The following is a 22762-nucleotide window of genomic DNA, read 5'->3' as shown; positions in this document are numbered from 1 at the left end:
TACACATTAACTAGTATCCCGAATTACTCTACAAGACAAACCTTTTTAGAAAATTCTTTGAGGCATAAGAAATTATATACGATAGTTAAAATAGAAAATAGCATGCATTCATATAATAGATTGCATATTAATGATTTATAAAACAAAAAAAGTTAACCCGATGTTAATGATTTAAGAGTGGATGGTATTTTTAACTATCCAAGCATGCTGAAATGAAAGTCAGAAAAAGTTAACTAAAGAAAAATAATGCGATAAGGAATACTGCTTAATCAGTTTTTATATTATTGATCGAAGAGGGCCTTTAGGTCAGGCAGCTTAGCAATTATTAACAAATCTTTCAATATAAGGTTCGTTTCTTTGCCTGTCCTCGGCACGAAAGTGGAATCCCTCGAATTACTGGGGGATTTTTCATTTACCATCTCGCTGAAACCCTTGTCTGCCTTGACTATCCACGAAATAACGGATCAAGTTGAAAAGTTGGGGGATTCTCATTAGGCATATAATTTAACGAGCCGAAAAAGAAAGAAGTTCAGTCCCTTACTCCTCTCATAGCGTTTCTAAATGATTTTACCTTCGCATTAAATGATTCTGCCGCCGCGTTAGTGGCCCGGTTGTTAAAGAAGTTTAGGATACCCAGATAATGATTTTGCACAGTCCTGGACAGAGTTTTGAAGGATTGTATTCCTGAGATATCTACATAATTGTACCATAATGCGGGCCTTTTAAAGGCTTGTTCTTTGTTAGTACATATTCTGAACACATCTCCCAGGGCCAACGACAGTTGATATGCTTTTTGGATAACGGCATATCTGGTAAATAATAGTTCCGCCCGTTGCTGCTGCTCTCTAGTCCATAATCGTGGCTGTTTGAACAATAAGTATCTGCTACGAGCCAGGAGCTGTTTAATAGTATCACCATTATGCAACACTTCTCGTTGATAGGGAATCTTCTGCTTTTTAGCCTGTTCATAGGCTTTATTTTCTTCTTCAAGGGCTTCCCATCTATATTTTATACGGGTTTCCTGTACTGCCTCGAAGGGCCTGCAAATCTGCTGAATCATAATACTTTGCAAGATTTGGCAGCATTTGACCGCATAAATCCAGTCGTTCGGCAATAGTGTCAGTCATGGTCTCCGCTTCTTTTATTTGGGTTTCAATTTCCCTGATCTTCTTTTCATATTGTTCTTTGATCTCCCTGTACTCCTACGCCTCAATTTCTTTATCCAGCATGAGCTGGCGGGCGTTAGTAAACCTCTTCCTACATTTTTCAATTTCAGCCTTTAAAGGAACCATATTTTGCTTTCTATTTGATCTACCGGTCGGTATTTCTATTATCATTGAGCGAAACCTATCGCCCTGCAGTGGAGGCTGCTCTTTCCGTTTAGCAATCTTGTCTCAATTCTCCCCTTTATCTACTCTACCCTTTCCGGGCTTTGCGTGCCTGTAGCTTTACAGTACAATTATTTATCTAAAAACTGGAATTATGTTTATCGAGATCCTTTTATCAAGGCTATTGTTTATAGCCTGCATGGTATTTATCCTGGGCTATATTTTCGGGAACTTCTCTGCCAGCAAGACCCTGACAAGGATCACCAAAGTGGCGGCTGTACTCGCTATTGTGCTTTTTATCACCGGCAATGTCTTTATGTTTCGCGGCAGGAACTGGAGATATACAGACAAAGAGCATACTGAATGTTACAGGGAGAAAAGTGATTCAACACACGCCTATTAAACCCATTTTATGAAAACCTCTACAGAAAGAAAAATAATCCGCTGGGTGCATATTCTTTTAAGTGTGCCGCTTTTATGTTTTATCTACGGGCCTGCAGAAGAAACACAGAAAGCAGCTCCGGGCATGAGGTTTATTTTTATACCCATTATCACGCTTTCAGGCTTCTGGTTATGGAAGGGGCACTTTATAAAGAAATGGTTTAAAAACGCATTCAATGGTAACGCCAACCAGGAAAAGAACACAGGAAAGGTCCGGGCTACAGGAATAGCCAGCTGATCTGGCCATCGCCAAAACGGGAAATGTTTTTAAAAAAGGATTTGGGCGTATAACCGGTCAGTTCTTTAAAGTCACGGATCATGTGCGACTGATCAAAATAATTGGCCAGTACCGAAAGGCGGGTCAGCTTCTGCTCCGCCGGCAATAAAGGATGGGCATGCACCGCTTTCCGGAAACGGATGATCTTTCTGAACTCTGCGGGTGTTTTGCATAGATATCGTTCGAAATGCTGGTGCATGGTTTGACGGGACACCCCATACGCCCTGCACATCTCGCTTATGTTACGTTCCGGGATGTCTTCATTGCCCATTTCATCCAGAATAGCAGGTAGAAAAGGGTGTGTATAACCATTGTATTTGTTTAGCCAGTAAGCTTCCAGTGTAGCCAGTTTATACTGCACTGTATGCATGAATTGCATTGCCTGCATCGCCGGCACATAATCAGGATAAGGATTGAAAAAAGAAAAATGCCCTCCGGCAAAGTCTTTTAGCGGTGACGGCAGAAAAGCATTTATAGCGAGCGGTTTGAATAAAGTGGTGATCTCGCTGATCCGGCCTTCATACTTAACACATACTGCCTTGCTGAATTTTCCTACCACCCGGCTTTCCAGTACACCATTCGGTTCATGCCGGATAGATACCAGGTCGTCACTAACCTCACTTACTGTGTCGGTATACACGCATACAATATTATAGATACCAGGAAATGTCAGGTAGGTGCCCGGTTCATCCCCATCCTGCCGGTGAAGGGTATAAAAATACGCGATATGCTGTTGCAGCAAAGGGGAAACCGGTTTGTAGATACTGACCTCCATATCAGCTGCTAATTTAACAAAAAACTACCAGGTGCCTGACATTTGTACAATTATTCATCCGGGTGATAACTTTATTTTGCATAAAGTATGATCATGAAAAATTTGTTGGCTTCTGTAGTTTCAGCATTGGCAGTTGTATTATTTCCACCCACACTTTCAGCCCAGGTTAAAGACCCTCTTGCTGCGGCTGCGGCCCGGCATCTCGATCAATTGGCAGCAACCGACCACTTCAGCGGGGTCGTACTTATCGCCAAAAACGGGCAAACCGTTTTTAGTAAAGCTTATGGCTACGCCAATCTCTCCGATAGCATACCTAACCGGCTCAATACACGCTTTAATCTCGCCTCTATGGGTAAAATGTTCACCGGCATGGCCATTATGCAATTAGTGCAAGCCGGCAAACTCTCCCTCAATGCCAATGTCGGTTCCTTCCTGCCGGCTTATGCCAACAAAGCAGTGGCTGATTCCGTCACCATTCACCAATTGCTCACGCATACTTCGGGCATGGGTAATTTCTGGGAAGAGCATGAAAAGCTGGCTAAAGAAAAATATAAAACGGTTGACGACTATCTTACGCTGTTCATCAACAAACCGCTCCTTTTTACACCAGGCACCCGTTACCTTTACAGCAATGCCGGCTATACACTTTTGGGAAAGATCATTGAACAGGTAAGCGGGCAAACTTATTTTGACTATGTAAAACAGCATATCTTTCTCCCGCTGAAAATGTATGATACCGATGCTTATGAACTCGACAATGCAGTACCCCGTATAGCCATTGGCTACAGCATGTCGCCCGACTATCCCGGCCAGTGGAAAAATAATATGTATGTAAATGTGGTGAAAGGCGGCCCGGCCGGCGGCAGCTATTCCACCGCGGCAGATCTGCTCAGGTTTGCCAATGCAGTTTTGACCAACCTGCTGCTCAATAAAGAAAACACGGCTCTTTATATAAATGGAAAAGTCAAATATGACAGAGGTAGCTATGCGTATGGCATGAGCATTGACACATTGAATGGCCACCCGCTCTTCGGTCATACCGGTGGGCATTTTGGTATTGCCAACGAACTGATGATCTGTCCCGACCTTGGTTTTACCGTAATTATCCTCACCAACGGTGAAGTAGAGAATTATTGGGAAGCCAGCAATTTTATCAAGAGCCGTATGTGCGGCCCATCAGCAGCAACAGATAACTATTTCTATACAAAAAAGATCATCGAGACAACTGCCAAAGGCGGATTGGAAGCCGGGCTCAAGCTGGTTGGTGAAAACAAAGGCCGACTAAAACTCAGGGAAAGTGTTATTGACCGCTGGGCATGGCATAAGTTGTTTGATAAAAAGAATAACGAAGCGTTGGCATTGTTACTGCTGAACACAAAAAGTTTTCCCGGATCATCCGGGGCGCTTTACAGTCTTGCAGAAGGATACCGCCTGACGGGTGATAAAAGTAAGGCCATCGAAACATTTGAAAACTATCTGACACTCGAACCCAACGATACTGAAGCGGCAGCAAAAATAAAAGCCTTAAAAAATTAGGCGCCAGCCGCCCTCGAAAGCCCTTCTGCCTGGTATACTGTAACAATATCAGGCGTAACGGCCGTATCCTTTATTGGAATGCATTGCTGCATGGAAACATTACACTCGAACCTTTAGATAAGAAAACATTTGAAATGGAGGAATATGAACTTGGTATGCGTTTACAAACGCTTGCAAATGCCCTGATCTTAAAAATAATGGGGTTTGAAGGATCCCGGTAGGCGGCTACAAAATTCATCCCAGGTACCTCCTATAGTCTTCCCCCGGCATACGACCGTTAACAGGGATGGCTCATACACATACATTACCAGTAATTTTCCAGGAAAACCTGTACTTATCAATCTGGCATACCATCTATGTAATAGTTGATCTTGAGCATCTTCTGAAACATATTGTGCAGCTTTCAGCCGGGAAGTATTCAATAATTTTCGCACTGCATGAATGATAATTGGCACGCTAATAATTTTCAAACAACTATTTTAATTCAAAAATATTTCGATATTCAATTTCCATCTTTTCGATCTCCTCATCTGTTAATTTGGAAAATTGCTCTCTTCTCCGTTTGGGAAATATTCCCTTATTCTGATGTAAAAATAAAATCATCAGATTAATATTTCTATCCGGCATATCTACAATATCCTGAAAAGCACGTTTTACTTCGTCATACCGTTTTATAAACAATAGTTCTTCGGGCATGTCTTCTTTCAAAGTTGCATGAATTGTTTCAGCCAGATAAATAACTTGTTCTGTTAAATCAGGAAATCGGAAATAAGCTTCCACTTCATATGTATTTAAGACTTCAATCCCTCCGTCCTGATTTTTAGAATATTTTATGAGCTGCAATAATGGTCTTGAATATCGTTCAAGAATAGCATCATAATCACGTATATTATTAAGCATATGTGCTGACACTGGAATAATCAGACCTTTGGGAACAATGCCATCACTGACTAATACATCATGAATTAAGAATCGATGTATCCTACCATTTCCATCTTCAAATGGATGAATAAAAACAAAACCAAATGAAATAATACCAGCTCTAATTTCTGCTGATATGCCGATCGTTTTATTTGAGGTATCTTTTAATCCATCCATCAGAGAGGGGACGAAAACCGGTGGTGGACATATGTAATGAACCATATCTATATAGCCGGGTAAAGATTGTCCAATATAGTTTTGAAAATCCCTGAACCCTGGAGATACAAATCGACTATCTACAATAGCATTTTGTAACTGTGTCAATCTTTGCTCATCAAGCATCGTCCCTGTTTCCTCTGTTCCTGCCTGTGTTAATAACGACACAAACTTTTCCATTCTATCAGGTGTCGGTTGCTCTTTTTCTATTTCATAAGAAGATCTGGTTTCCTTATTATATAAATAGTTAATAGCTCTATGAAAAACTGCTGCAGAGAAGTCAATCTTTAACTGTTCTATCTTTGCATTAATATCCAACTTTAATAACTCCTTAAGCTTATTTGTTTTTCTTATTACAGGGCAGTAAGAATTTGTGCCTAAAAGATTATCATTCACCAGCCATCGGGTATTTTTCACAATATTTCCAGTAACATACTTATCATCATCCAGTAGGTTTACATAATTTCCACTTACAGGCTTTCGGATCACTAACCGTTTACCAGTTAAGAATTCAAATAGAAATCCTATTCTTCTTGTATATTTCCCTCCTGGAGATGCTTCAATAAAACCTTCTATTTCTTCTATTGAAATATATTCAAATACCTTTTTTAAAAAAGGAAGATTCAAATCATCATATTTTAGCGCAAACTCCAGATGATAGATGGGGGCTTCTTCTTTTGGAGCATATTTCCTATTATATACCTGTTCAATGTTTCCTTTATTGGTAATTTCTATTGAGTCATTACTCCCAATGAATGAACTATGGGTTAATATATATCCAGATATATTAAATTTTTCTTTTAACCATTGGCTACCTACAGGGTTTAATGCCATTTATCATTGTTTACGGTAAATTTAATAAATCATACTGTAAAATGAATAATTATTGTGCTTTTTACGGTAAAATGAATGTGAGGATATTAGATTTATTCTACCAGGATAGACGGCAAAATTGCCAATTATTTGCCATAGGGTACTCAAAATCAACATCATCTGGTTCGAAAACACTCCGCTACTGGGCACTAAAAGGTTTACAAGTCATTGATTTGTAAGCCTTTTTTTCAATTATAGCGAGTGCCAGATTTTCATGCTTTTTAACCTTAAACACCAACATATTTAGATGAGCCCTTTATATGCTAACTGTAAATTCCGGGGCATGGTATCCCCCAATAGAACCGGCTATCAGATCCCAATAGGTTTTCTCATCCATCATTAGGTCAATGTTCACCGGTAGCTATACCAAGGCGCAGAAGAAAGTTTTGAATCATTCTTAACTGAACATTTCTTTGATCTGTACTATCAGGCAGCACCTAATACAAACCTAATAAACTTAAGTATTAGCCACTTTTTGCGATTAGCGGTTGATCATCCTGAAAGTCAGGTTCCTCCTTGTGTTCACCGTGCACCAAAGGAACAATCCGGATTGAATAGGTTATTGCTGATCTGCTGAGTATAATATACCTGATTCTCAGTTAATCAAAAGTGTTTTTAAAATTATCTCCCAATTTGGTTGTAAGGATAACTAAAGACTACATAGAATAACCAGGCTTTTTATAAAGGGAGTCAATATTCGGGAGTATCTCTTTTCTATAAGCTTCCTCTGCCCATTTATCAGGCCCAATATCTTCTATCCTTACAGAGAATGATGCTGAACCATTGAAGAATAGTTGTGACTATAAAACTCCCGAAATTCAAAACATACTTTAAAGAAAATGGAATTAGCTTGTTATGGTCAATATTTGCAAAAATGAACAATGTACATACAGTAGAACGTTATAATGATAACGTTTTGTTTGAAATTAATACAAGAAAAACTGTTAATGCTGCGTTGCTGGAATAGGTTATACACTGATGCCCAAATGAAGATGATTCCACATGAAAATATAATACGTAAGGGTTGAACAAAAAAAAAAGAGAAGAGTTATATATAAGTAAAGGTTACAATTCCATATTCCTAAAAGCTTTTCAAATCATGAACCTCAAATCAAAACTGACGCAACTGGGACAACAGCCAGATTTAATCCTGATTATTACCGATGAGCAACGTGCAACACAACATTTCCCGGTAGGGTGGGAGGAGCAGAACCTTCCTACATTAACCTTTCTCAAAAAGAACGGGTTTAGTTTTGACCGGGCCTTTTGTAATACCTGCATGTGTTCGCCAAGCAGAACAACTTTATTTACCGGGTTGTATCCGGCTAAACACCATGTTTCCCAAACGCTCACTATTGGAGGACCATTATCACCTTCGGAACCGACACTTAGTACCTCATTGCCCAATCTGATGAATGTGCTCTGGAGCGAGGGGTATGATGTTCAATACCGTGGTAAATGGCATATGAGCAAGGGGGTTGCAGGCAATGGGGCTTCAACGAATTACGATAATCTTACACCGGCAGATATTTCATTATTTGGCGCTATGGGATGGGTTGCGCCCGATGCAGGAGAGGATGTAAATCCATTGAATTTTGGCGGTGGATTTGCTAATCATGATGCCCGGTATGTTGCAGAGGCCATCCAATACTTAAAGCAGGTAAAAGTAAAAAGAGCGGCTGGTAATCATCAGCCATATTGCCTGATAGTATCACTTGTGAATCCACATGATGTATTAGCTTATCCTAAGACTGCGGGAACTTCAGGTTATCATGCTGATTCCTGGTCTGGAAGAGAAATCAAATTACCTGAAACGGTAAATGAACATTTGCTGGCTAATAAGAAACCAATGGCACAGGAACAGATCCTGCTGGGGATGGATGGCTTATTAGGCCCTTTGCCCTCCGATGAGCAAAAATTAGATTATATCAACTTCTACGGGTATTTGTTAACCTTAGTGGACAAGGAGATAAGTTACCTTATAAAAGAATTATATGATACTAGTAGCGATGGCAAACGTTTAGCTGATGGGGCCATTGTCACCTTTACATCTGATCATGGAGAAATGGGGTTAGCACATGGAGGATTGCGACAAAAAACTTTTGTAGCTTATGAAGAGGCATTGCGGGTGCCGCTGGTAATATCTAATCCTGTTTTATTTTCAGGTCATCCGATCCAGCAGTCGATGGCACTGGCTACATTAGCGGATATCATGCCTACTTTTATGGAAATAGCAAATGTCTCTAATCCACCAACCGGCTTAGCAGGTACCAGTCTGCTGCCGATAATGGAGGATGGTACACCTGTACAGAATAGTATATTATTTACTTTTGATGATATAAAGGCAGGTTCAAATAGCCAATGGTCAGCGGTAAACGCAGCCAATCGTATCAGATGTATCCGAACTGAAGAATGGAAGTTCAGTTATTATTTTGATGCTTCAGGCGCGTATTACAAACAATATGAGCTTTATAATTTAGTAGCCGATCCTTCTGAATATACAAATCTGGCATATGATCCTGCATTCAGGGAAGTCAGGAGGGATTTGGAGCAGCAGCTACATGAGTTGGAAGTCGCTAAATTGAGGGTGATCGCGCCGCCACAGGAGACTGAAAAAGTTCATGTGGCAGGAATGGAGAGTGTTTCTGCGTAGGTGGTGATTTTTAAAATGGAAAAAATTTAAAAAGCCATACAGCTAATGCTGTATGGCTTTTTATTTGAAAGTATTGCTGGTATCTCTTTTAGAATCCAGGCTCGTTCTGTTTGTAAGATCGTCTGAACCCACTCTGGTCCCATTTTCATCCCATCACTCATCAACCCATGCTCAATAAATTTTTTGAACAGTTTTAAGCAGCTCATGTGGATACCCTAAACTTACAGCACTAACATTATTCAAACGCGTCACCTGATCCCCCGTCAGACTTATTTCAAGTGCCTTAAGCCCATCTGTCAAATGCGAAAGTGTCCGGGCGCCTATTATCGGGAAAGCATCGCCAGTCAGCAACCAGGCTAATGCTACCTGACCTGGTGTGGCACCAACTTCTGCTGCAACTATTTCTAACTGATCTATAATTTCTTTAGTAGCCGGGTCTTCCTGATAGCCATCCGGTGCCGATAAGTTCATACGCCCCACCGATCCTTTGCGATATTTTCCAGTCAGCAATCCCCCTGCTAATGGAGAATATAGCATTGTACCCAAACCAAAATGTCTGGCCATTGGCAGTAATTCCCGTTCAGCTGTTCGTTGTAACAGATTGTATTCAATCTGTAATGCTGCAAGCGGTATAGCACTTGCAATCGCAGCCGCCTTCCATGCCGGAAAGTTTGTCAAGCCAGTAAAAAGCACTTTACCTGATTTTACAAGATCTTCGAGCCCGCGGATAACTTCTTCGATTGGAGTTAATCCGTCATCAAAATGTGGCATATAAATATCAATATAGTCTGTATGCAGCCGCTTTAAACTCGCCTCAACAGCCTGACGCATTGCTTTGCGATGGTTGCCCGAATTAACAGCCGATGGATTCTTTTCACTGCTACAGGTATATTTGGTGCAAATAATAAAATTATGACGTTGTGTCGCTATAAATTTTCCAATGATTTCCTCCGCTTCTCCAAACTGATATTGATCTGCCACGTCAATAAAATTACCGCCCGCATCTGTATAGGCAGATAAAATTTGGGGAATGTCTTCCCATTGAGCCCCATAACCCCTGCGTTCACCAAAATTGGCCGCTCCTAATATAATTTCGCTGGCTGGTATTCCTGTATGGTCGCCAAATAGTTTATTTTTCATGACTCAAAGTTGCGTTGCTTATCCTACGCAGTCAAGTCCGGCTAAATTTAGCCCTATAGAAAAAGACAAATGGATGACCGATATTTGTAGTATGTACAGAAAGAAGTTACCTGTAGAACTTGAATGCGGGCTGCACCTCTTTATGGAAGTGATGAGCGGGAAATGGAAGATTAGCCTCATCTGGTGCATTCATGCTGGTATTAAAAGGCCAGGTGAATTACAGCGACGCATCCCTAAAGCCTCCCGGCGGCTATTGGATACTCAACTGGCACAACTCGTAAATCAAGGTATTCTTACTAAGAGAGTCTTTGATCAACGACCACCCAAAGTAGAATATGCACTCACATCACTGGGCGAAACATTAATACCTGTGATCGAAGTAACCGCCCAATGGGGAGAAACTCACCGTGAGGTATTGGAGCCGTTAATTCAACTTACTGCACTCCCAAATAAGCTTTCTTCATCTTAAAATTCGACAAATCATCCTTCAAACTTTCGCCCTCCTCGTCCGGTTCATTAGCTAATACATCATACACATGTAACGACGCATCAAAGATCACACCCGTCAATTCTTCAATGTACTTCAAACTCTTCTGCATAGCTTTGACTTTCCGATTGAATCTCGGTTTACCTTCCTTCTCCAATCCAAACTCTTCAACTTTATCTTCCTGGCTCAATAGAAATCCATACACTAAATTACCAGCCGATTTACTTTTAATAGCAAATACCTTCCAAAATTTCAACGGATATTGAATGTCCATATACGCTGGATCATCATCACTTAAAACAGGCCCCGCCAATACACACGCCCGCTGGCCAAAATCCTTATCAGGATCATTTTCATCTATTTCTAATTGGGATTTAATCGCATTCTCCAGTACCCCCCATTTCCCCACACCTGTATATTGAGCTGTATCTCTGTTAAACGCCTCATGCTGCGGCGTACAATTTGACCAGTGAAAAGTATCGGCATTTGCATATTCAATACCCACACTATCTGTCTGCCCCCCTTTCAAAGGCGCCCAGCAATTATCATCCCGGCGCACAATATGTCCTTTATCCACCAGCGTAGCAGGATCATAAAATTCAGCCGCCTGAATCTGATATTTGGCAGGAATACGCGGATCCAACCTCCATGCACCATTCCCCAGATCTTCCCGGGTTCTGTTATCCCTGAATTTTTCGCTGTAATCTACATTGCACGCCGTCCACATCACCATTCTCCGGTTTTTGTTCATCACTAAAGAATAATGATAATAAGGAACAACATAAGGTACAGATGATCCAAAATTTTTATATAGTTCTTTCTCTCTTGTTTTAGTAACCGAAGGCACTGGTACTTTAAAACCGCGAATAAAAGTTTCACTATATCCCTTTCGATTACTATAATCTTCATCAAATCTTTCCTTCTTTTCTGCAGCAGTAAGTGCCGCCAGTTCTGTCAATTCAGTTGTAGTTTCCACCCGTGGCAAGCTATCGTTATTTATATTAATAGTTGCATTTCCGTAAAAGTTGAAATTGAAATTGCTCATATTGGAAGAATTTGAAGAATTGAATGGAGGAATTATTACGCCCTCTGAAGCAATGGCTTTATTTTCTTTTAGTGGGTCACCTGTATTTGCCAATACAGATTGAAGATATTTATTCCCATCAGGTAATGCCCGCAGATAGGCAACAATCTTACTAATACTTTTACCAGCATTGGCAATCCAGTTAACGTCACTTTCTTTCATTGTATGCTCATCCCATATTTCACCCTTCGTGGTAAGCCACTGACCTTTCTCATTGGTATCAGGAACACCCGTATAATGCAAAGCCGCTACCTCCCAGTAGTCATTACTACAAGGTGAGCCGGAAGAACCTACCTCCGTATCAGTGTAATAATAAATGATACCACGTTCATCATCAATATTGATGATTTCATTATCATCTGTTGTGTATTTCTTAATACCCCCCTGAGGATACTGAATGATATTCATATGACTACCTATCGTAACTTTCCCCTTGGCTGCAATCAATGGAAGCAAACCCAATTCAGTCAATTTCTTATCTGATTCGATGGCGTCTTCTTCCACATAAACAAGCGCAAAGTCCAGCTCTTCATAATTGATAAAAAAAATATCCGGACGTAACCTGAATTGCCAACCCAGATTGATCTGTTTACTTTCAAAATCCTGTTGATAACCAAAATTGGCCACACATCCTACGGCGGAGCCTGCACTTTCAAAGACATGATGATTGGTGATCAGAATATTAGGCGCTACTAAAAAACCTGATCCAAAACCTTTAGGTTCCACTGCAGCATTCAGTTCATGCAGCCGGGCCACTGGCCTTCCAAAACCTTCTATCCGCAGGGAGGGCGGTACAACCGTGCTGTTATCTTTACCCCGAATGATCCGCTCAGTAGCGGCAATCATTTTCGCCGTCGGGGAACGTAGCACTTCCCTGTTAATATTTGCAGTTTCACGAACTATCTGCTGGGTAATCTTAACGCTATCAGTGCGCTGCTGGAATTGCTTTAAGTTTAAAGCAGCACTGGTGGCCAATGCAATTTTCCTGTTGAAAATGTTCTCTGTTCTATTCATAAGGAAATACAGTTATAGGTTGTAGCTGGGGGTAATTAATGACCAAATTAGGGTAAAATGAAGTGAGAGACAATACCAACTAGTTTGTATTTTTTGGTAAATAAATTTCATAAATTACCTTTAATAAAATAGCAAAATGAAAACACTTTTGACCATAGTTTTTCTAATAACGACAACCCAATCCTTTGCTCAGTTTATCTTCCCCGCTTTAAGTCCTAAAGGAAGCATCGAACAAACCATTGGACTCACCAATATTTCAATTGAATATGAACGTCCGGCAGCCAGAGGACGAATAGTATTCGGTGAATTAATTAAATATGATAATTTATGGAGAACCGGAGCAGGAAATTGTACAAAGATCAGGTTCACCAGGCCAGTCACCATTGACAATAAAAAAATAAACGCAGGAACCTACTCCCTCTTCACAATTCCCACTAAAAGTGATTGGACCATAATTTTGAATGCAGATACAACACTATATGGAATATCATCTTATGATGAGAGAAAGGATATCATTCGTTTCAAAGCAAAAAGTCAACCAACGAACCGGTATTATGAGTCACTGACAATAGACATCGATGTGGTACCAAATAATGCGCTTGTTTATGTAGCATGGGAGAAAACCGAAATTTCATTTAAGATAGAAACAGCATCAGACAGGGAAGCGAAAGACTATATAGAACAACATTTATTGACAGACAAATCAACTAACCCGGACGAGTATGCAGCGGCAGCAGAATATAATTTCTACCTGAACAAGAATTTGGATCAGGCGCTTGTGCTCATTGATAAAGCAATTACAAAGAAAAACGAACCATGGTATTACAGACAAAAAATTGACATACTGGAGAAACTGATGAAATATAGAGAAGCCATTGACTGTGCTAATCTTGCTATCTCACTAAACCAAAAAAGAACCGATTGGGATTTAAAGGAGAAACAACAGAATGAAGCAGCATATAAAAAGAGAATTGAGTATTTTAAGAGCAAACTAAAAGAATAACAGGTCACTTACCAGCCATTAAAAACTAGCGTCAGAAAAACTTACAGGATTATTATGAAATCTATTATTTTTTTGCTCATCCTTCTTATTTGTCCATGCCTGATATTTGGTCAAAAAAAATTCGAGGTATCCTTTTCGTTCCCGGACAGCACAGCAACAAAAAAACTGTCTTTCTTCTACTATGATTGTCAGCTAAGAGACTTTATATCAGTTCCAGCATCTTATCATCATCACAAAGCAATCATTTCTCACAGCTACAACACCGTGTATGCCCAGATTTATGTAGAGTATGGTTCCGCCGATCTCAGACCCGGTATGACCATATTCACCACAGAAAAACCTGCTAAAGTAACCTTCTCTGAACCAATCAATGAAGCCGATCCCTTTAAAAACTATACGCTTGTAAACGCACAGGATCCTAAACAGGAATTTTTAGCTGAGAAAGAATACATAAAAGAAGCTCAAAATACTTACAGGCAAATCTATGATTCAATAGCACCGAATTGGAAATCAGAAGATAGTCTTGACTTTAAAAAGATCAAAGAAGCCAAAATGGCAATTGATAGGAAACGACTGGAATACATTACCAGCCACTCCAAATCCTATTCTTCTTTTTATTTGTTTGAAAAGTACACTATCAGAGCCCTGCCACCAGACCTGCTTTTACAACAGTTTACTACAACTTTCCCGGCTACTTTCAGAAATAGTGAAGAAGGTACCAGCATTAAAAAGTACCTATTGAACAGAGCTATTATAGAAGAGCAAAAAAAAGCAATATCGTTCACTGCCAATGATATAAACAATAACAAGGTAATATTTGAAGAAATTTACAATAAGAAGCATGTATTGCTTGTATTCTGGGGAACATGGTGCCCACCATGCATAGCAGAGATTCCTTTACTCAGAAAAATAAGGCAGCAGTATTCAAAAGAACAATTAGAAATAATTTCAGTTGCCGTTGGATCCGCCCCTGAAAAAGTTCGACAATTCATTAAGGAACAACAAATGGATTGGATGAATATTGTTGATAACGATAAAATCAACCAGCTTTATCAGATAAATGCCTATCCGGAGGTTTTCCTTATTGAAAGGAAAGGAAATATTATTTATAAATATTCAGACTATCCCGATCCTAATCTTGGAAATTTACAGCAAATCTTAGCCGCCCGCGCAGACACTCATTAATAAATTCCTGCACTCCAGGTAAAATATTAAAATATTTTAATATTTTACAAGAGAACTAATGTTTTAACACTTAAATACCTTACTATGTTTTCACTGGGAGGCTCAGAACTTTTATTAATTTGTATAATCCTTGGGGGAGTAATTGGTTATTTCAGACGAAATAAAGATAAAAAAAACGGTGCCCTGGTAGGAATTATTTTAGGAGTAGTCGGCTCTATCGTTATAAATATAATCGGTATAACTTTTATACTTCAATCATACCTGGCGATTCCCGTTTATGCCATTTTGGGCGCCTGGCTTTTTAATTATATCTGGTCTAAACTCCAAAAAAAAGAAGAACCTATTAGTTAGGTGTCAAACCTACCTTTTTTGTACACTGGAAGAAAAAACACCCATGCAAGATTACACGGGTGTATACTTAAACCTACAACTGTTCCTAAAAGGAAACACATGTCCCGCTAAAGACCAGTGCCCAAATAGAACAAATTCACAACTACCTTCTTTATAGTCAATGATGAGCTACCTGGAGCGCAGGCTCCTCATTAACATGTCCATATTTATTCTTCCACCATAACTTTATCATATCCACCACATAATATACCATCGGCACCACAAACACCGTCAGTACCAAACTGGAGCTCAATCCCCCTATCAGCACCCATCCAAGACCATTCTTCCATTCCGATCCCGCACCTTTCGCAATAGCAATAGGAAACATCCCCGCTACCATTGCTACCGTTGTCATCAGAATAGGCCGGAGCCTTGTTTTACCCGCTTCAATCAGTGCATCAAATGTAGATGCCCCCTGCTCCTTTTTGTGATTTGCAAAGTCAACAATCAGGATCGCATTCTTTGCCACCAGGCCAAACAACATAATGAGCCCCAACATGGCAAACATACTCATAGAAGATTTGGCAAGGTTCAATGCCAGAAATGCACCAATGAATGAAACAGGAATGGAGAATAACACTACAAATGGATAAACAAAACTGTCATAAAGTGCCACCATCACCAGGTACATCAACACCAGCGCTGCCAGCATTGCCGTACCCAATGCCCCCATTGAGTCTGCCTGCCGCTCCGCATCCCCACTCCACTTCAGATCTACCTCAGTGGGAATCGGGTTCTTTAGCAACGATTCCCTGATCTTATCAGTTACTATACCAGATGTCGTTCCCAATACATTGCTCTTTATCGTTACCGCTGTTCTCCTGTTCTTCCTTTCCAGCAAACTTGGCCCACTACCTTGTATAATTGTCGCAAACTGGGACAGCTTCACCTGTTGGTTAGAGGTATTCAAAAATGTCAGATTCTCTACATCTGTTACATTTCGCCTGTCAAAATCGTCGAACTTGATATTTATATCATACTCCTTAGTGCCTACCCTATACTTTGCATCTGTATTACCAGAAAAAGCATTTTTAAGAGTACCCCCAACGGTATTGATGTCAAGTCCCAGCTGCGACATCTTATCCCTGTCTATGTTCACTTCTATCTGTGGATTACCATCTTCTACACTCAATGAAATGTCATTGGTACCAGGCAATGACTCTATCCGGCGTTTCAGATCATTGGCCGTCTTCATCAGCAGGTCATAATTCTCAGCACTCAATACAATCTGGATAGGATCTCCCATACTTACCATACCTACCACACTGGAACGGATCTTCACCCCCGGAAAATGCTGTTCCAATTCACGGGTCTTCTGAATCATATACTGCTCTGTCGTCATGGAACGATGTTTACTGTCCACCAGCTTAACAGTCAGTTCAGATTTATATTCACTCCCTACCGCCACTGACGATTCAAGCCCTGTAGTAGAAGGTCCGGCTACATTCGAGAATACAGAAAGTACTTCTGGCTGCGACAGCAAATAATCTTCTATCTTCTTAGTCGACAGATTATTCTGTATCACCGTTGTGTTCTTATCATATTCCAGTTTCAACTGCATTTTCCCCTGATCGCCCGTTGCTACCAGTTCACTACCCAGTATGCCCATATTCATTACCAGCCCAATGGCGACAAACAAACTGATCACAATACCTGTCAGTACCAGTTTATGATGAAGCACCCATTTCAGCGCATTTTCATACCAGGCAGTCAGACTTTCTATCAACGCCTCAAACCAGATCAGGATTTTATGGCCCCAGTTCTTAGGGTTCAGCACAGTGATCTTACCAAACCTTGATGCAAGCCAGGGAGTAAGGGTATAACATACCAGCAGACTAAATAATGTTGCTGTTACAATAGTCAGTGAATACTGCCTGAGCATGGGAGCAATCGTAGTATTCACCAGGGCAATAGGACCAAACACAACTACATCCACCATCGTGATCGCCAAAGCAGAAAAACCGATCTCCATTCGCCCATCCAATGCTGCCTGCCGTTTGGGCTTACCCATATGCAAATGCCTGTGAATGTTTTCAAGCACCACTATCGAGTCATCCACCAATATCCCGATCACCAGCGACAATGCAAGTAAGGTCATCAGGTTGAGAGAATACCCCAACAGGTACATCACCGAAAAAGTAGATAAAAGTGAGGCCGGAATGGCTACCAGTACAATCATCGAATCCCGTAAACTATGCAGGAAAAGCAGCATGATGGCCGCAACCAATATAATCGCAATGATCAGGTCATGCTCTACTGAATCTGCCGATTCCATTGTAAAGTCGGCGGTATCATCAGCAATCGTAAATTTTACATGCTGGGCAGCATATTTCTGTTGCAGCTGTACTAACCGCTTTTTCACTTCATTACTGATCTCTACCGCATTTGCACCATTTTGTTTTTTAATCAGGATACCTATGCCATTCACATCATTTAACCGGCTTACAGCAGTTGCATCTTTCACAATATCACTCACTGTAGCTACCTCCTTTAACTTGATCACACTACCAACCGCCTTCTGTGCCACTACCAGTTCTGAGATCTCATCCACAGATGTAAACTTTCCTGTTACCCGCACCGTCATCTGCTCCTGGCGTGTCTTCACCTTTCCCGTTGGAAATTCAGCATTCCCCTTGTTGATCGCGTCTATTACCTGGGCAATAGATATTCCATAGTATTCAAGCTTATCACTATTCACATTAATCTGGATCTCACGCTCCTGTCCACCTATCAGGGTAATCTCTCCCACTCCCCCTATCTGCTGGAACTGAGGCTTGATCTCATCCTTTACAATATCATAAAACTTTGCATTATCCATTGACGAGACAGCCGTTAGCTGCATAATAGGCTGATCGCTGGGTGATATTTTTGAAATACTGGGCGTTTTCACATCATCCGGCAAATCTGATATAATGTTATTGATCTTACGTTGCAGCTCCTGTTGCTTATCATCTATATCAGTGCCCATGGTAAATTCTGCCTGGATAACAGAGTTACCTTCCATAGATTGCGATGTCATACTCTTCAACCTGTCCACACCACTCACCACATCTTCTATTTTCTTGGTGACAGTTTGTTCCACATTCGTAGGCGTGGCACCAGGATACGAGGTAGATATTATCAGCGTAGGCTGTGTAATATCAGGCATCAGCTCATAATTCAGTTTGGTGAAACAAAACAAACCGCCACCTATCAGGATCGTAAAAATTACAATGATCAGCGAGGGCCTGTTAATCGCTATATTCGTAATTGACATAATCTTACTTTTAATAATTATTTCGAAATCGACACCTTAGCTCCATCATATAAGTTCACGAGACCACCCGTAGCAACAACCTCCCCCTGTTTCAATCCATTTTTCACTTCCACTGCATATTCATTACCAGCTCCACTCTCAATCTCTCTCACGCGTGCTATCCCATTTTCAATAACAAAAACTTTAGGCACCTTTGATGATCCGATCAAAGCAGACCTGGGAACTGAAATAACATCGTGCTGCAATGCCTCCTTCGGCTGAATACGACCATACATACCAGACTTTAATAATTTTGCACTATTATTCACAAGCACCTTCAATACGAAGTTGTGTGATGCATCCGCCTTAGTACCCACCATATCTACCGTACCATTAAAGGTTTTGTCTGCATATACATCCGTAAATACAGAAATAGACTGGCCATCCTTAAAGCTGGAAATATTACCTTCCGGAACATTTACTTCCAGTTTCAACTGATCAATATTAGTTAACTCCGCCATCTGTGCACCTGTGGCTACAACCGCTCCCAGCTCAAAACTTCTGGAAGTAATCACCCCGCTAAAAGGAGCTTTAATAGTGCACATCCTAATCTGCTTTTCATATTGTTCTACCTGTGATTTATAGGTTAGCACCTGGGTGGCTGCGTTATCCATCGTCAATTTGGTAACCCCGCTCGCAGCTGCTTCATATCGTTTCAGGGTAGTTACAGCATTATCATAATTCGCTTTTGCAGAAGACAGTTGCGCCCTCAACAGATCAGTGTCCAGCTGCGCGATGATAGCACCGGCACTGACATATGACCCCTCTTCTACTTTTACTGATACCACTTTCCCTGTGCTTTCCGACGATATCGTTACCTCACGCACAGGAGCAAAAGCTCCCAGGAATGAAGTACTTTGATTCATAGGCGCTGGTTGAACAGTATCTGCCTGTATCGTTACCCTGCGATCGGGATCTTTCTTATATACCTTTTCCTCCACTTCCTGTTTATTGCCCAATAATTTGACCACGACCAAACCTATCAGTCCAAGTATGATCACACTGGTAATTGCATATCGTATATTAACTTTCATAGTTTTTATATTTGTTATTAATTCAATAAGGTTCCCTGTGCTTTCTTAAGATCTAATTCTGCCTGTTTAATGTTTATCAAAGCATTTATATAATTATTCTGGGCAGTGTGCAGATCAGTCTGTGAATTGATTACATCAGTGATCTTCGCTATCCCATTTTGATATTGAAGCTGAAGGTCATCCAATACCTTTTGAGCCAGGTCAAGGCTCCTTCTCTTATTCTGAAGGGTCAGGAAATTACTTTTCAGATCCGCATTGGCATTGGCTACATTTTTTAAACTTTGCTGTCTTAATTGCTCTGCCTGCACATCATATTTTTTTATCTCGACAGACTTGCTCTGAATCCTATATTTTTTATTAAAGCCATCGAAAATGGGAACATTCAAAGCAAGCTTGATATAAGATGAAGAATACCATTTATCATTCAGATTCTTAAATGGATCGGCGTTGGAATAATATCCACTCACACCATAGTTAGCACTCAGTGTCAAGGATGGCAGATAACCAGCTTTAATATTCTTTCGTTCCAGTTCTGCTACACGTCTATTTTCCAAAACCTGCAGGTAATCTGTTTTCTTTGTGATATCAAATGCCGGCGTTTCGGCCGGTACTATGGTGCCTGCCTGATCAATATCAGGTATGACAATATTGCTTTCCAAAGGAACATTCATCAAATACTTAAGCAGGTTATATTGCTTTTCCAGACTATTACGCTCCGATTCCAGGTCCGCCCTGCTATTATCTCTCGATACATTCAACCGGTCTACATCTGTTTCAGTAGCCAGCCCGGCTTTATATTGGTCGCTGGTAGATTGTAACAGCTCTTCCGTATTCTGCAGGTTCCTACTGGTCATTTCCATTTGCTTCATGATGGTCTGAATGTTATAATAGGTAGCAGATACATTGTAGACCAGGTCCTCTTTAGAACTTTGTATCTGCAGCTGATTCAGGTTCACGGCTACCTTAGCTGCCTTCAATGCGATCAGGGAAGAAGCATTGAATAACGTCTGGCTCAGGTCCAATGAACCAGACTTTGTCTGAGGTACACTGAACTGTGCCACCTGGTAAGTGCCTGCTGTTCCTCCGAACAGTTCCCCAGGCACTAGCTGTACGGGTACTTTAAACTGGTATTGATAGGAACCACTGGCACTCACTGTAGGTAACAAACTACTATAGGCCTCACCTATTGATGCTTTCGTCTTGTCCAGGTCCAGGTTGTCTGATTTTAACTGAAGACTGTTCTTTAATGAAGTGTCGATACATTGTTGTAAGGTATACAGGCTTTGGCCCGACGATCTGTTAACCAACAAAAATGTAGCTGCTAACAGTATAGAGAACCGAAAACCTATCCATTTTTTATTTATCATTTTTGCTAATTTAAAACCCTAAAAAAAGGCACCTGGTGCCTATTGATATTTTATTTAGCATTTTTGCTAAAATAAAGGTAAAAAAATTGGTACCCTCAGGTACCTTTAAAACACTATTTAAATTTTTAGGAACTAGTCGCGAAATAGTACCTTCAATATAAGTTGCTTTCTTTCTTTCAACATTGCCAGATATGTTTTTTCATCCATTTGCATTAAATTCTTCAATAGCGGCTTTGATAAAACAGGATAAGCACAAAGAGAAATAAGATTGGTCATAAACTGCCTTACAGACATCTCGGGAACTGTCCCTTTTTCTATTTCTTTCCTCAGTTCTCTCTCAATGTTTTCCAATATCATACCTACCATCAGCCGTTCTCTGGGAGGCATACGGTGCCCGGTATTTACCTCTGTGATCAGGAAGATCTCCAGGTAAGGATATTTAAGATTATTCTCTATAAAAAATTCAATGAACTCCCCTAACTTCTCTCTGAACCCCAGGTTACTTGTTATAAACAATTCTTTTATCCGGTTCTCCACCACCAGCATCGCTTCTGCAAATACCTCTTCAAATAACTGTTCCCGGTTTTGAAAATAATAATAAAGTAACCCCCTGTTTACCCCTGCTGCATCCGCTATCTCCTGCGTCTTGGCATGAATTTTCCCCTCCACAAAAAAGAGCCGCATAGCGGTTTCCTTTATTAACTTTTCGGTCTGAGCATCTTTTATGGGCATCTTAATTCTTAAATTTTTCTGATGCAAAGATAAGAGACCCTTTTTGATTTCAAAATTAATTTTAGCAATTTTGTTAAAAATAATCCAGACATCTGTAAGACAAAATAACCCCTCAAAGGACCAATCAGTATTTCCCCAAACAAATCCCCCTCATAAATTGTTATAAAATCACCTCTCCCTTCCAAAGGCAGAAATAAGTGTTCTGCGGACATTTATGTCCATTCCACTAACTCCCCACCACCCCAAAATCATTTTTTTTCAAAAAAAATGCAGAATTTAAATATTCTCACTATCTTCAAACTGAATTCCATAGATATAAAAGGAAATATACCGAACAGAAAAAACAACCAAACAACAGTGGACGACGCGGGTAAACGCCTGAGCAAGCCGCAAATTAAGGAAGTGGTGTAATGAAATAACTCTGTAGAATTCCAGTTAGGAGGGACGAATTCCTATAATTATTTATCAACAAACAATGTGAACTGAAACTGGCCGTATCTCACGATACCATCCAGAATGGCCCGCTATACTTATGTATCTGGCCAAAAACCAAAACTAGTCGTGGCGCACAAAACAACTATTTATAAACCTAAACACGGAAAAACTATGAAGCTGCCTGCTATTCGCAGAAATTGCAATCGATTGCAGTTTAGACCAGGGACCACAATAAGAATGATGTCATTCTTATTGCTGACTGCCGGGATTCAATTCCAAGCCAGTGCATCTCCCCTCCGGACCGCTACCGGAAGCATCAACACCAATGCAAGGTTTGGCCCCCCAGTTAAAGGTAAGGTTACCTCAGCTACTGGTGAGGCTATGATCGGCGTGAACGTTATGGTAAAAGCTACTAAAAAAGGAACTTCCACGAACGAAAAAGGAGAATTCACTATCAACGCTTCCCCGGACGATATCCTCGTAATCACTTACGTGGGCTACGAAACCCAGGAAGTCAAAGTAGGTAACAATACTACCCTCAACATTGTTCTCACCTCCGGCGCTACCCAACTAGCC

19 protein-coding genes are annotated in these 22762 nt (G+C 40.6%); 10 read left to right on the top strand and 9 right to left on the bottom strand.

Annotated elements, in window-relative coordinates; translation table 11 throughout:
- Positions 1–529 precede the first annotated feature (529 nt).
- Positions 530–1060 (bottom strand): transposase, encoded by a 531-nt coding sequence (locus ABDW16_RS06300; RefSeq protein ID WP_343668479.1) that lies wholly within the window; start codon positions 1058–1060, stop codon positions 530–532.
- 422 nt (positions 1061–1482) lie between these two features.
- On the opposite strand from ABDW16_RS06300, the gene ABDW16_RS06295 reads away from it, so the two are divergent.
- Both ABDW16_RS06295 and ABDW16_RS06290 read left to right on the top strand, forming a co-directional pair.
- Positions 1483–1731, top strand: coding sequence for a hypothetical protein (locus ABDW16_RS06295; protein ID WP_343668477.1), 249 nt, complete (start codon positions 1483–1485; stop codon positions 1729–1731).
- A 9-nt stretch (positions 1732–1740) separates the two neighbouring features.
- Positions 1741–2007, top strand: coding sequence for a hypothetical protein (locus tag ABDW16_RS06290; protein WP_343668476.1), 267 nt, complete (start codon positions 1741–1743; stop codon positions 2005–2007).
- Here the strand turns inward: ABDW16_RS06290 and ABDW16_RS06285 are convergent.
- Entirely contained in the window at positions 1988–2821 is an 834-nt protein-coding gene (locus ABDW16_RS06285; RefSeq protein WP_343668474.1) for a helix-turn-helix domain-containing protein, read from the bottom strand. The genes ABDW16_RS06290 and ABDW16_RS06285 overlap by 20 nt on opposite strands.
- A 93-nt stretch (positions 2822–2914) precedes the next feature.
- Between ABDW16_RS06285 and ABDW16_RS06280 the strand changes: the two genes are divergently transcribed.
- Positions 2915–4357 carry a serine hydrolase domain-containing protein gene (locus ABDW16_RS06280; RefSeq protein ID WP_343668472.1) on the top strand — a complete coding sequence of 481 codons (1443 nt, stop codon included), beginning with the start codon at positions 2915–2917 and terminating at the stop codon, positions 4355–4357.
- A 474-nt stretch (positions 4358–4831) separates the two neighbouring features.
- On the opposite strand, the gene ABDW16_RS06275 is transcribed toward ABDW16_RS06280, so the two are convergent.
- The gene (locus tag ABDW16_RS06275) at positions 4832–6328 is read right to left on the bottom strand and encodes a Fic family protein (RefSeq protein WP_343668470.1); all 1497 of its coding nucleotides are present in this window, start codon (positions 6326–6328) and stop codon (positions 4832–4834) included.
- Between the two features lie 1138 nt (positions 6329–7466).
- On the opposite strand from ABDW16_RS06275, the gene ABDW16_RS06270 reads away from it, so the two are divergent.
- Entirely contained in the window at positions 7467–9020 is a 1554-nt protein-coding gene (locus tag ABDW16_RS06270) for a sulfatase-like hydrolase/transferase (protein ID WP_343668468.1), read from the top strand.
- A 171-nt stretch (positions 9021–9191) separates the two neighbouring features.
- Here the strand turns inward: ABDW16_RS06270 and ABDW16_RS06265 are convergent, their stop codons facing one another.
- Positions 9192–10160: an aldo/keto reductase gene (locus ABDW16_RS06265; RefSeq protein ID WP_343668466.1), complete on the bottom strand. Its 969-nt coding sequence runs from the start codon at positions 10158–10160 to the stop codon at positions 9192–9194.
- Between ABDW16_RS06265 and ABDW16_RS06260 the strand changes: the two genes are divergently transcribed.
- Positions 10159–10629 (top strand): helix-turn-helix domain-containing protein, encoded by a 471-nt coding sequence (locus tag ABDW16_RS06260; RefSeq protein ID WP_343668464.1) that lies wholly within the window; start codon positions 10159–10161, stop codon positions 10627–10629. The genes ABDW16_RS06265 and ABDW16_RS06260 overlap by 2 nt on opposite strands.
- Here the strand turns inward: ABDW16_RS06260 and ABDW16_RS06255 are convergent.
- Positions 10595–12745: a DNA/RNA non-specific endonuclease gene (locus tag ABDW16_RS06255; protein WP_343668463.1), complete on the bottom strand. Its 2151-nt coding sequence runs from the start codon at positions 12743–12745 to the stop codon at positions 10595–10597. The two genes, ABDW16_RS06260 and ABDW16_RS06255, sit on opposite strands and share 35 nt — an antisense overlap.
- A gap of 136 nt (positions 12746–12881) precedes the next feature.
- Here ABDW16_RS06255 and ABDW16_RS06250 point away from each other — a divergent pair, with 136 nt between their 5' ends.
- The 3 genes from ABDW16_RS06250 (at position 12882) to ABDW16_RS06240 (ending at position 15284) form a co-directional block, all read left to right on the top strand.
- Positions 12882–13748: a DUF2911 domain-containing protein gene (locus tag ABDW16_RS06250; protein ID WP_343668462.1), complete on the top strand. Its 867-nt coding sequence runs from the start codon at positions 12882–12884 to the stop codon at positions 13746–13748.
- Positions 13749–13802: 54 nt separating this feature from the next.
- Positions 13803–14933: a TlpA disulfide reductase family protein gene (locus tag ABDW16_RS06245; RefSeq protein WP_343668461.1), complete on the top strand. Its 1131-nt coding sequence runs from the start codon at positions 13803–13805 to the stop codon at positions 14931–14933.
- 84 nt (positions 14934–15017) lie between these two features.
- The gene (locus ABDW16_RS06240; protein WP_343668460.1) at positions 15018–15284 is read left to right on the top strand and encodes a hypothetical protein; all 267 of its coding nucleotides are present in this window, start codon (positions 15018–15020) and stop codon (positions 15282–15284) included.
- A 157-nt stretch (positions 15285–15441) separates the two neighbouring features.
- Here ABDW16_RS06240 and ABDW16_RS06235 read toward each other — a convergent pair whose 3' ends face one another.
- The 4 genes from ABDW16_RS06235 to ABDW16_RS06220 all read right to left on the bottom strand — a co-directional run bounded on the left by ABDW16_RS06235 (position 15442) and on the right by ABDW16_RS06220 (position 21751).
- A complete protein-coding gene (locus ABDW16_RS06235) occupies positions 15442–18579 on the bottom strand; it encodes an efflux RND transporter permease subunit (RefSeq protein WP_343668458.1) in 3138 nt (1045 codons plus the stop codon).
- A gap of 17 nt (positions 18580–18596) precedes the next feature.
- Entirely contained in the window at positions 18597–19652 is a 1056-nt protein-coding gene (locus ABDW16_RS06230; RefSeq protein ID WP_343668456.1) for an efflux RND transporter periplasmic adaptor subunit, read from the bottom strand.
- Between the two features lie 17 nt (positions 19653–19669).
- Positions 19670–21019 (bottom strand): TolC family protein, encoded by a 1350-nt coding sequence (locus ABDW16_RS06225; protein ID WP_343668454.1) that lies wholly within the window; start codon positions 21017–21019, stop codon positions 19670–19672.
- Between the two features lie 132 nt (positions 21020–21151).
- Positions 21152–21751 carry a TetR/AcrR family transcriptional regulator gene (locus tag ABDW16_RS06220; protein ID WP_343668452.1) on the bottom strand — a complete coding sequence of 200 codons (600 nt, stop codon included), beginning with the start codon at positions 21749–21751 and terminating at the stop codon, positions 21152–21154.
- Positions 21752–22018: 267 nt separating this feature from the next.
- On the opposite strand from ABDW16_RS06220, the gene ABDW16_RS06215 reads away from it, so the two are divergent.
- Positions 22019–22162: a hypothetical protein gene (locus ABDW16_RS06215; protein ID WP_343668450.1), complete on the top strand. Its 144-nt coding sequence runs from the start codon at positions 22019–22021 to the stop codon at positions 22160–22162.
- A 261-nt stretch (positions 22163–22423) separates the two neighbouring features.
- A partial coding sequence (locus ABDW16_RS06210; protein WP_343668449.1) for a carboxypeptidase-like regulatory domain-containing protein occupies positions 22424–22762 on the top strand: 339 nt, incomplete at its 3' end.

Source organism: Chitinophaga sp., from assembly GCF_039596135.1.
Classification (GTDB): Bacteria; Bacteroidota; Bacteroidia; order Chitinophagales; family Chitinophagaceae; genus Chitinophaga.
Note: the sequence above shows the minus strand (reverse complement) of the source record. Positions and strands in the feature narration are given on the sequence as shown.

What these genes read in the sequence shown, in the direction of transcription:
- ABDW16_RS06300 (WP_343668479.1), bottom strand. Translation starts at nt 1,060, where the DNA reads ATGATTCAGCAGATTTGCAGGCCCTTCGAGGCAGTACAGGAAACCCGT.
- ABDW16_RS06295 (WP_343668477.1), top strand. Translation starts at nt 1,483, where the DNA reads ATGTTTATCGAGATCCTTTTATCAAGGCTATTGTTTATAGCCTGCATG.
- ABDW16_RS06290 (WP_343668476.1), top strand. Translation starts at nt 1,741, where the DNA reads ATGAAAACCTCTACAGAAAGAAAAATAATCCGCTGGGTGCATATTCTT.
- ABDW16_RS06285 (WP_343668474.1), bottom strand. Translation starts at nt 2,821, where the DNA reads ATGGAGGTCAGTATCTACAAACCGGTTTCCCCTTTGCTGCAACAGCAT.
- ABDW16_RS06280 (WP_343668472.1), top strand. Translation starts at nt 2,915, where the DNA reads ATGAAAAATTTGTTGGCTTCTGTAGTTTCAGCATTGGCAGTTGTATTA.
- ABDW16_RS06275 (WP_343668470.1), bottom strand. Translation starts at nt 6,328, where the DNA reads ATGGCATTAAACCCTGTAGGTAGCCAATGGTTAAAAGAAAAATTTAAT.
- ABDW16_RS06270 (WP_343668468.1), top strand. Translation starts at nt 7,467, where the DNA reads ATGAACCTCAAATCAAAACTGACGCAACTGGGACAACAGCCAGATTTA.
- ABDW16_RS06260 (WP_343668464.1), top strand. Translation starts at nt 10,159, where the DNA reads ATGACTCAAAGTTGCGTTGCTTATCCTACGCAGTCAAGTCCGGCTAAA.
- ABDW16_RS06265 (WP_343668466.1), bottom strand. Translation starts at nt 10,160, where the DNA reads ATGAAAAATAAACTATTTGGCGACCATACAGGAATACCAGCCAGCGAA.
- ABDW16_RS06255 (WP_343668463.1), bottom strand. Translation starts at nt 12,745, where the DNA reads ATGAATAGAACAGAGAACATTTTCAACAGGAAAATTGCATTGGCCACC.
- ABDW16_RS06250 (WP_343668462.1), top strand. Translation starts at nt 12,882, where the DNA reads ATGAAAACACTTTTGACCATAGTTTTTCTAATAACGACAACCCAATCC.
- ABDW16_RS06245 (WP_343668461.1), top strand. Translation starts at nt 13,803, where the DNA reads ATGAAATCTATTATTTTTTTGCTCATCCTTCTTATTTGTCCATGCCTG.
- ABDW16_RS06240 (WP_343668460.1), top strand. Translation starts at nt 15,018, where the DNA reads ATGTTTTCACTGGGAGGCTCAGAACTTTTATTAATTTGTATAATCCTT.
- ABDW16_RS06235 (WP_343668458.1), bottom strand. Translation starts at nt 18,579, where the DNA reads ATGTCAATTACGAATATAGCGATTAACAGGCCCTCGCTGATCATTGTA.
- ABDW16_RS06230 (WP_343668456.1), bottom strand. Translation starts at nt 19,652, where the DNA reads ATGAAAGTTAATATACGATATGCAATTACCAGTGTGATCATACTTGGA.
- ABDW16_RS06225 (WP_343668454.1), bottom strand. Translation starts at nt 21,019, where the DNA reads ATGATAAATAAAAAATGGATAGGTTTTCGGTTCTCTATACTGTTAGCA.
- ABDW16_RS06220 (WP_343668452.1), bottom strand. Translation starts at nt 21,751, where the DNA reads ATGCCCATAAAAGATGCTCAGACCGAAAAGTTAATAAAGGAAACCGCT.
- ABDW16_RS06215 (WP_343668450.1), top strand. Translation starts at nt 22,019, where the DNA reads ATGCAGAATTTAAATATTCTCACTATCTTCAAACTGAATTCCATAGAT.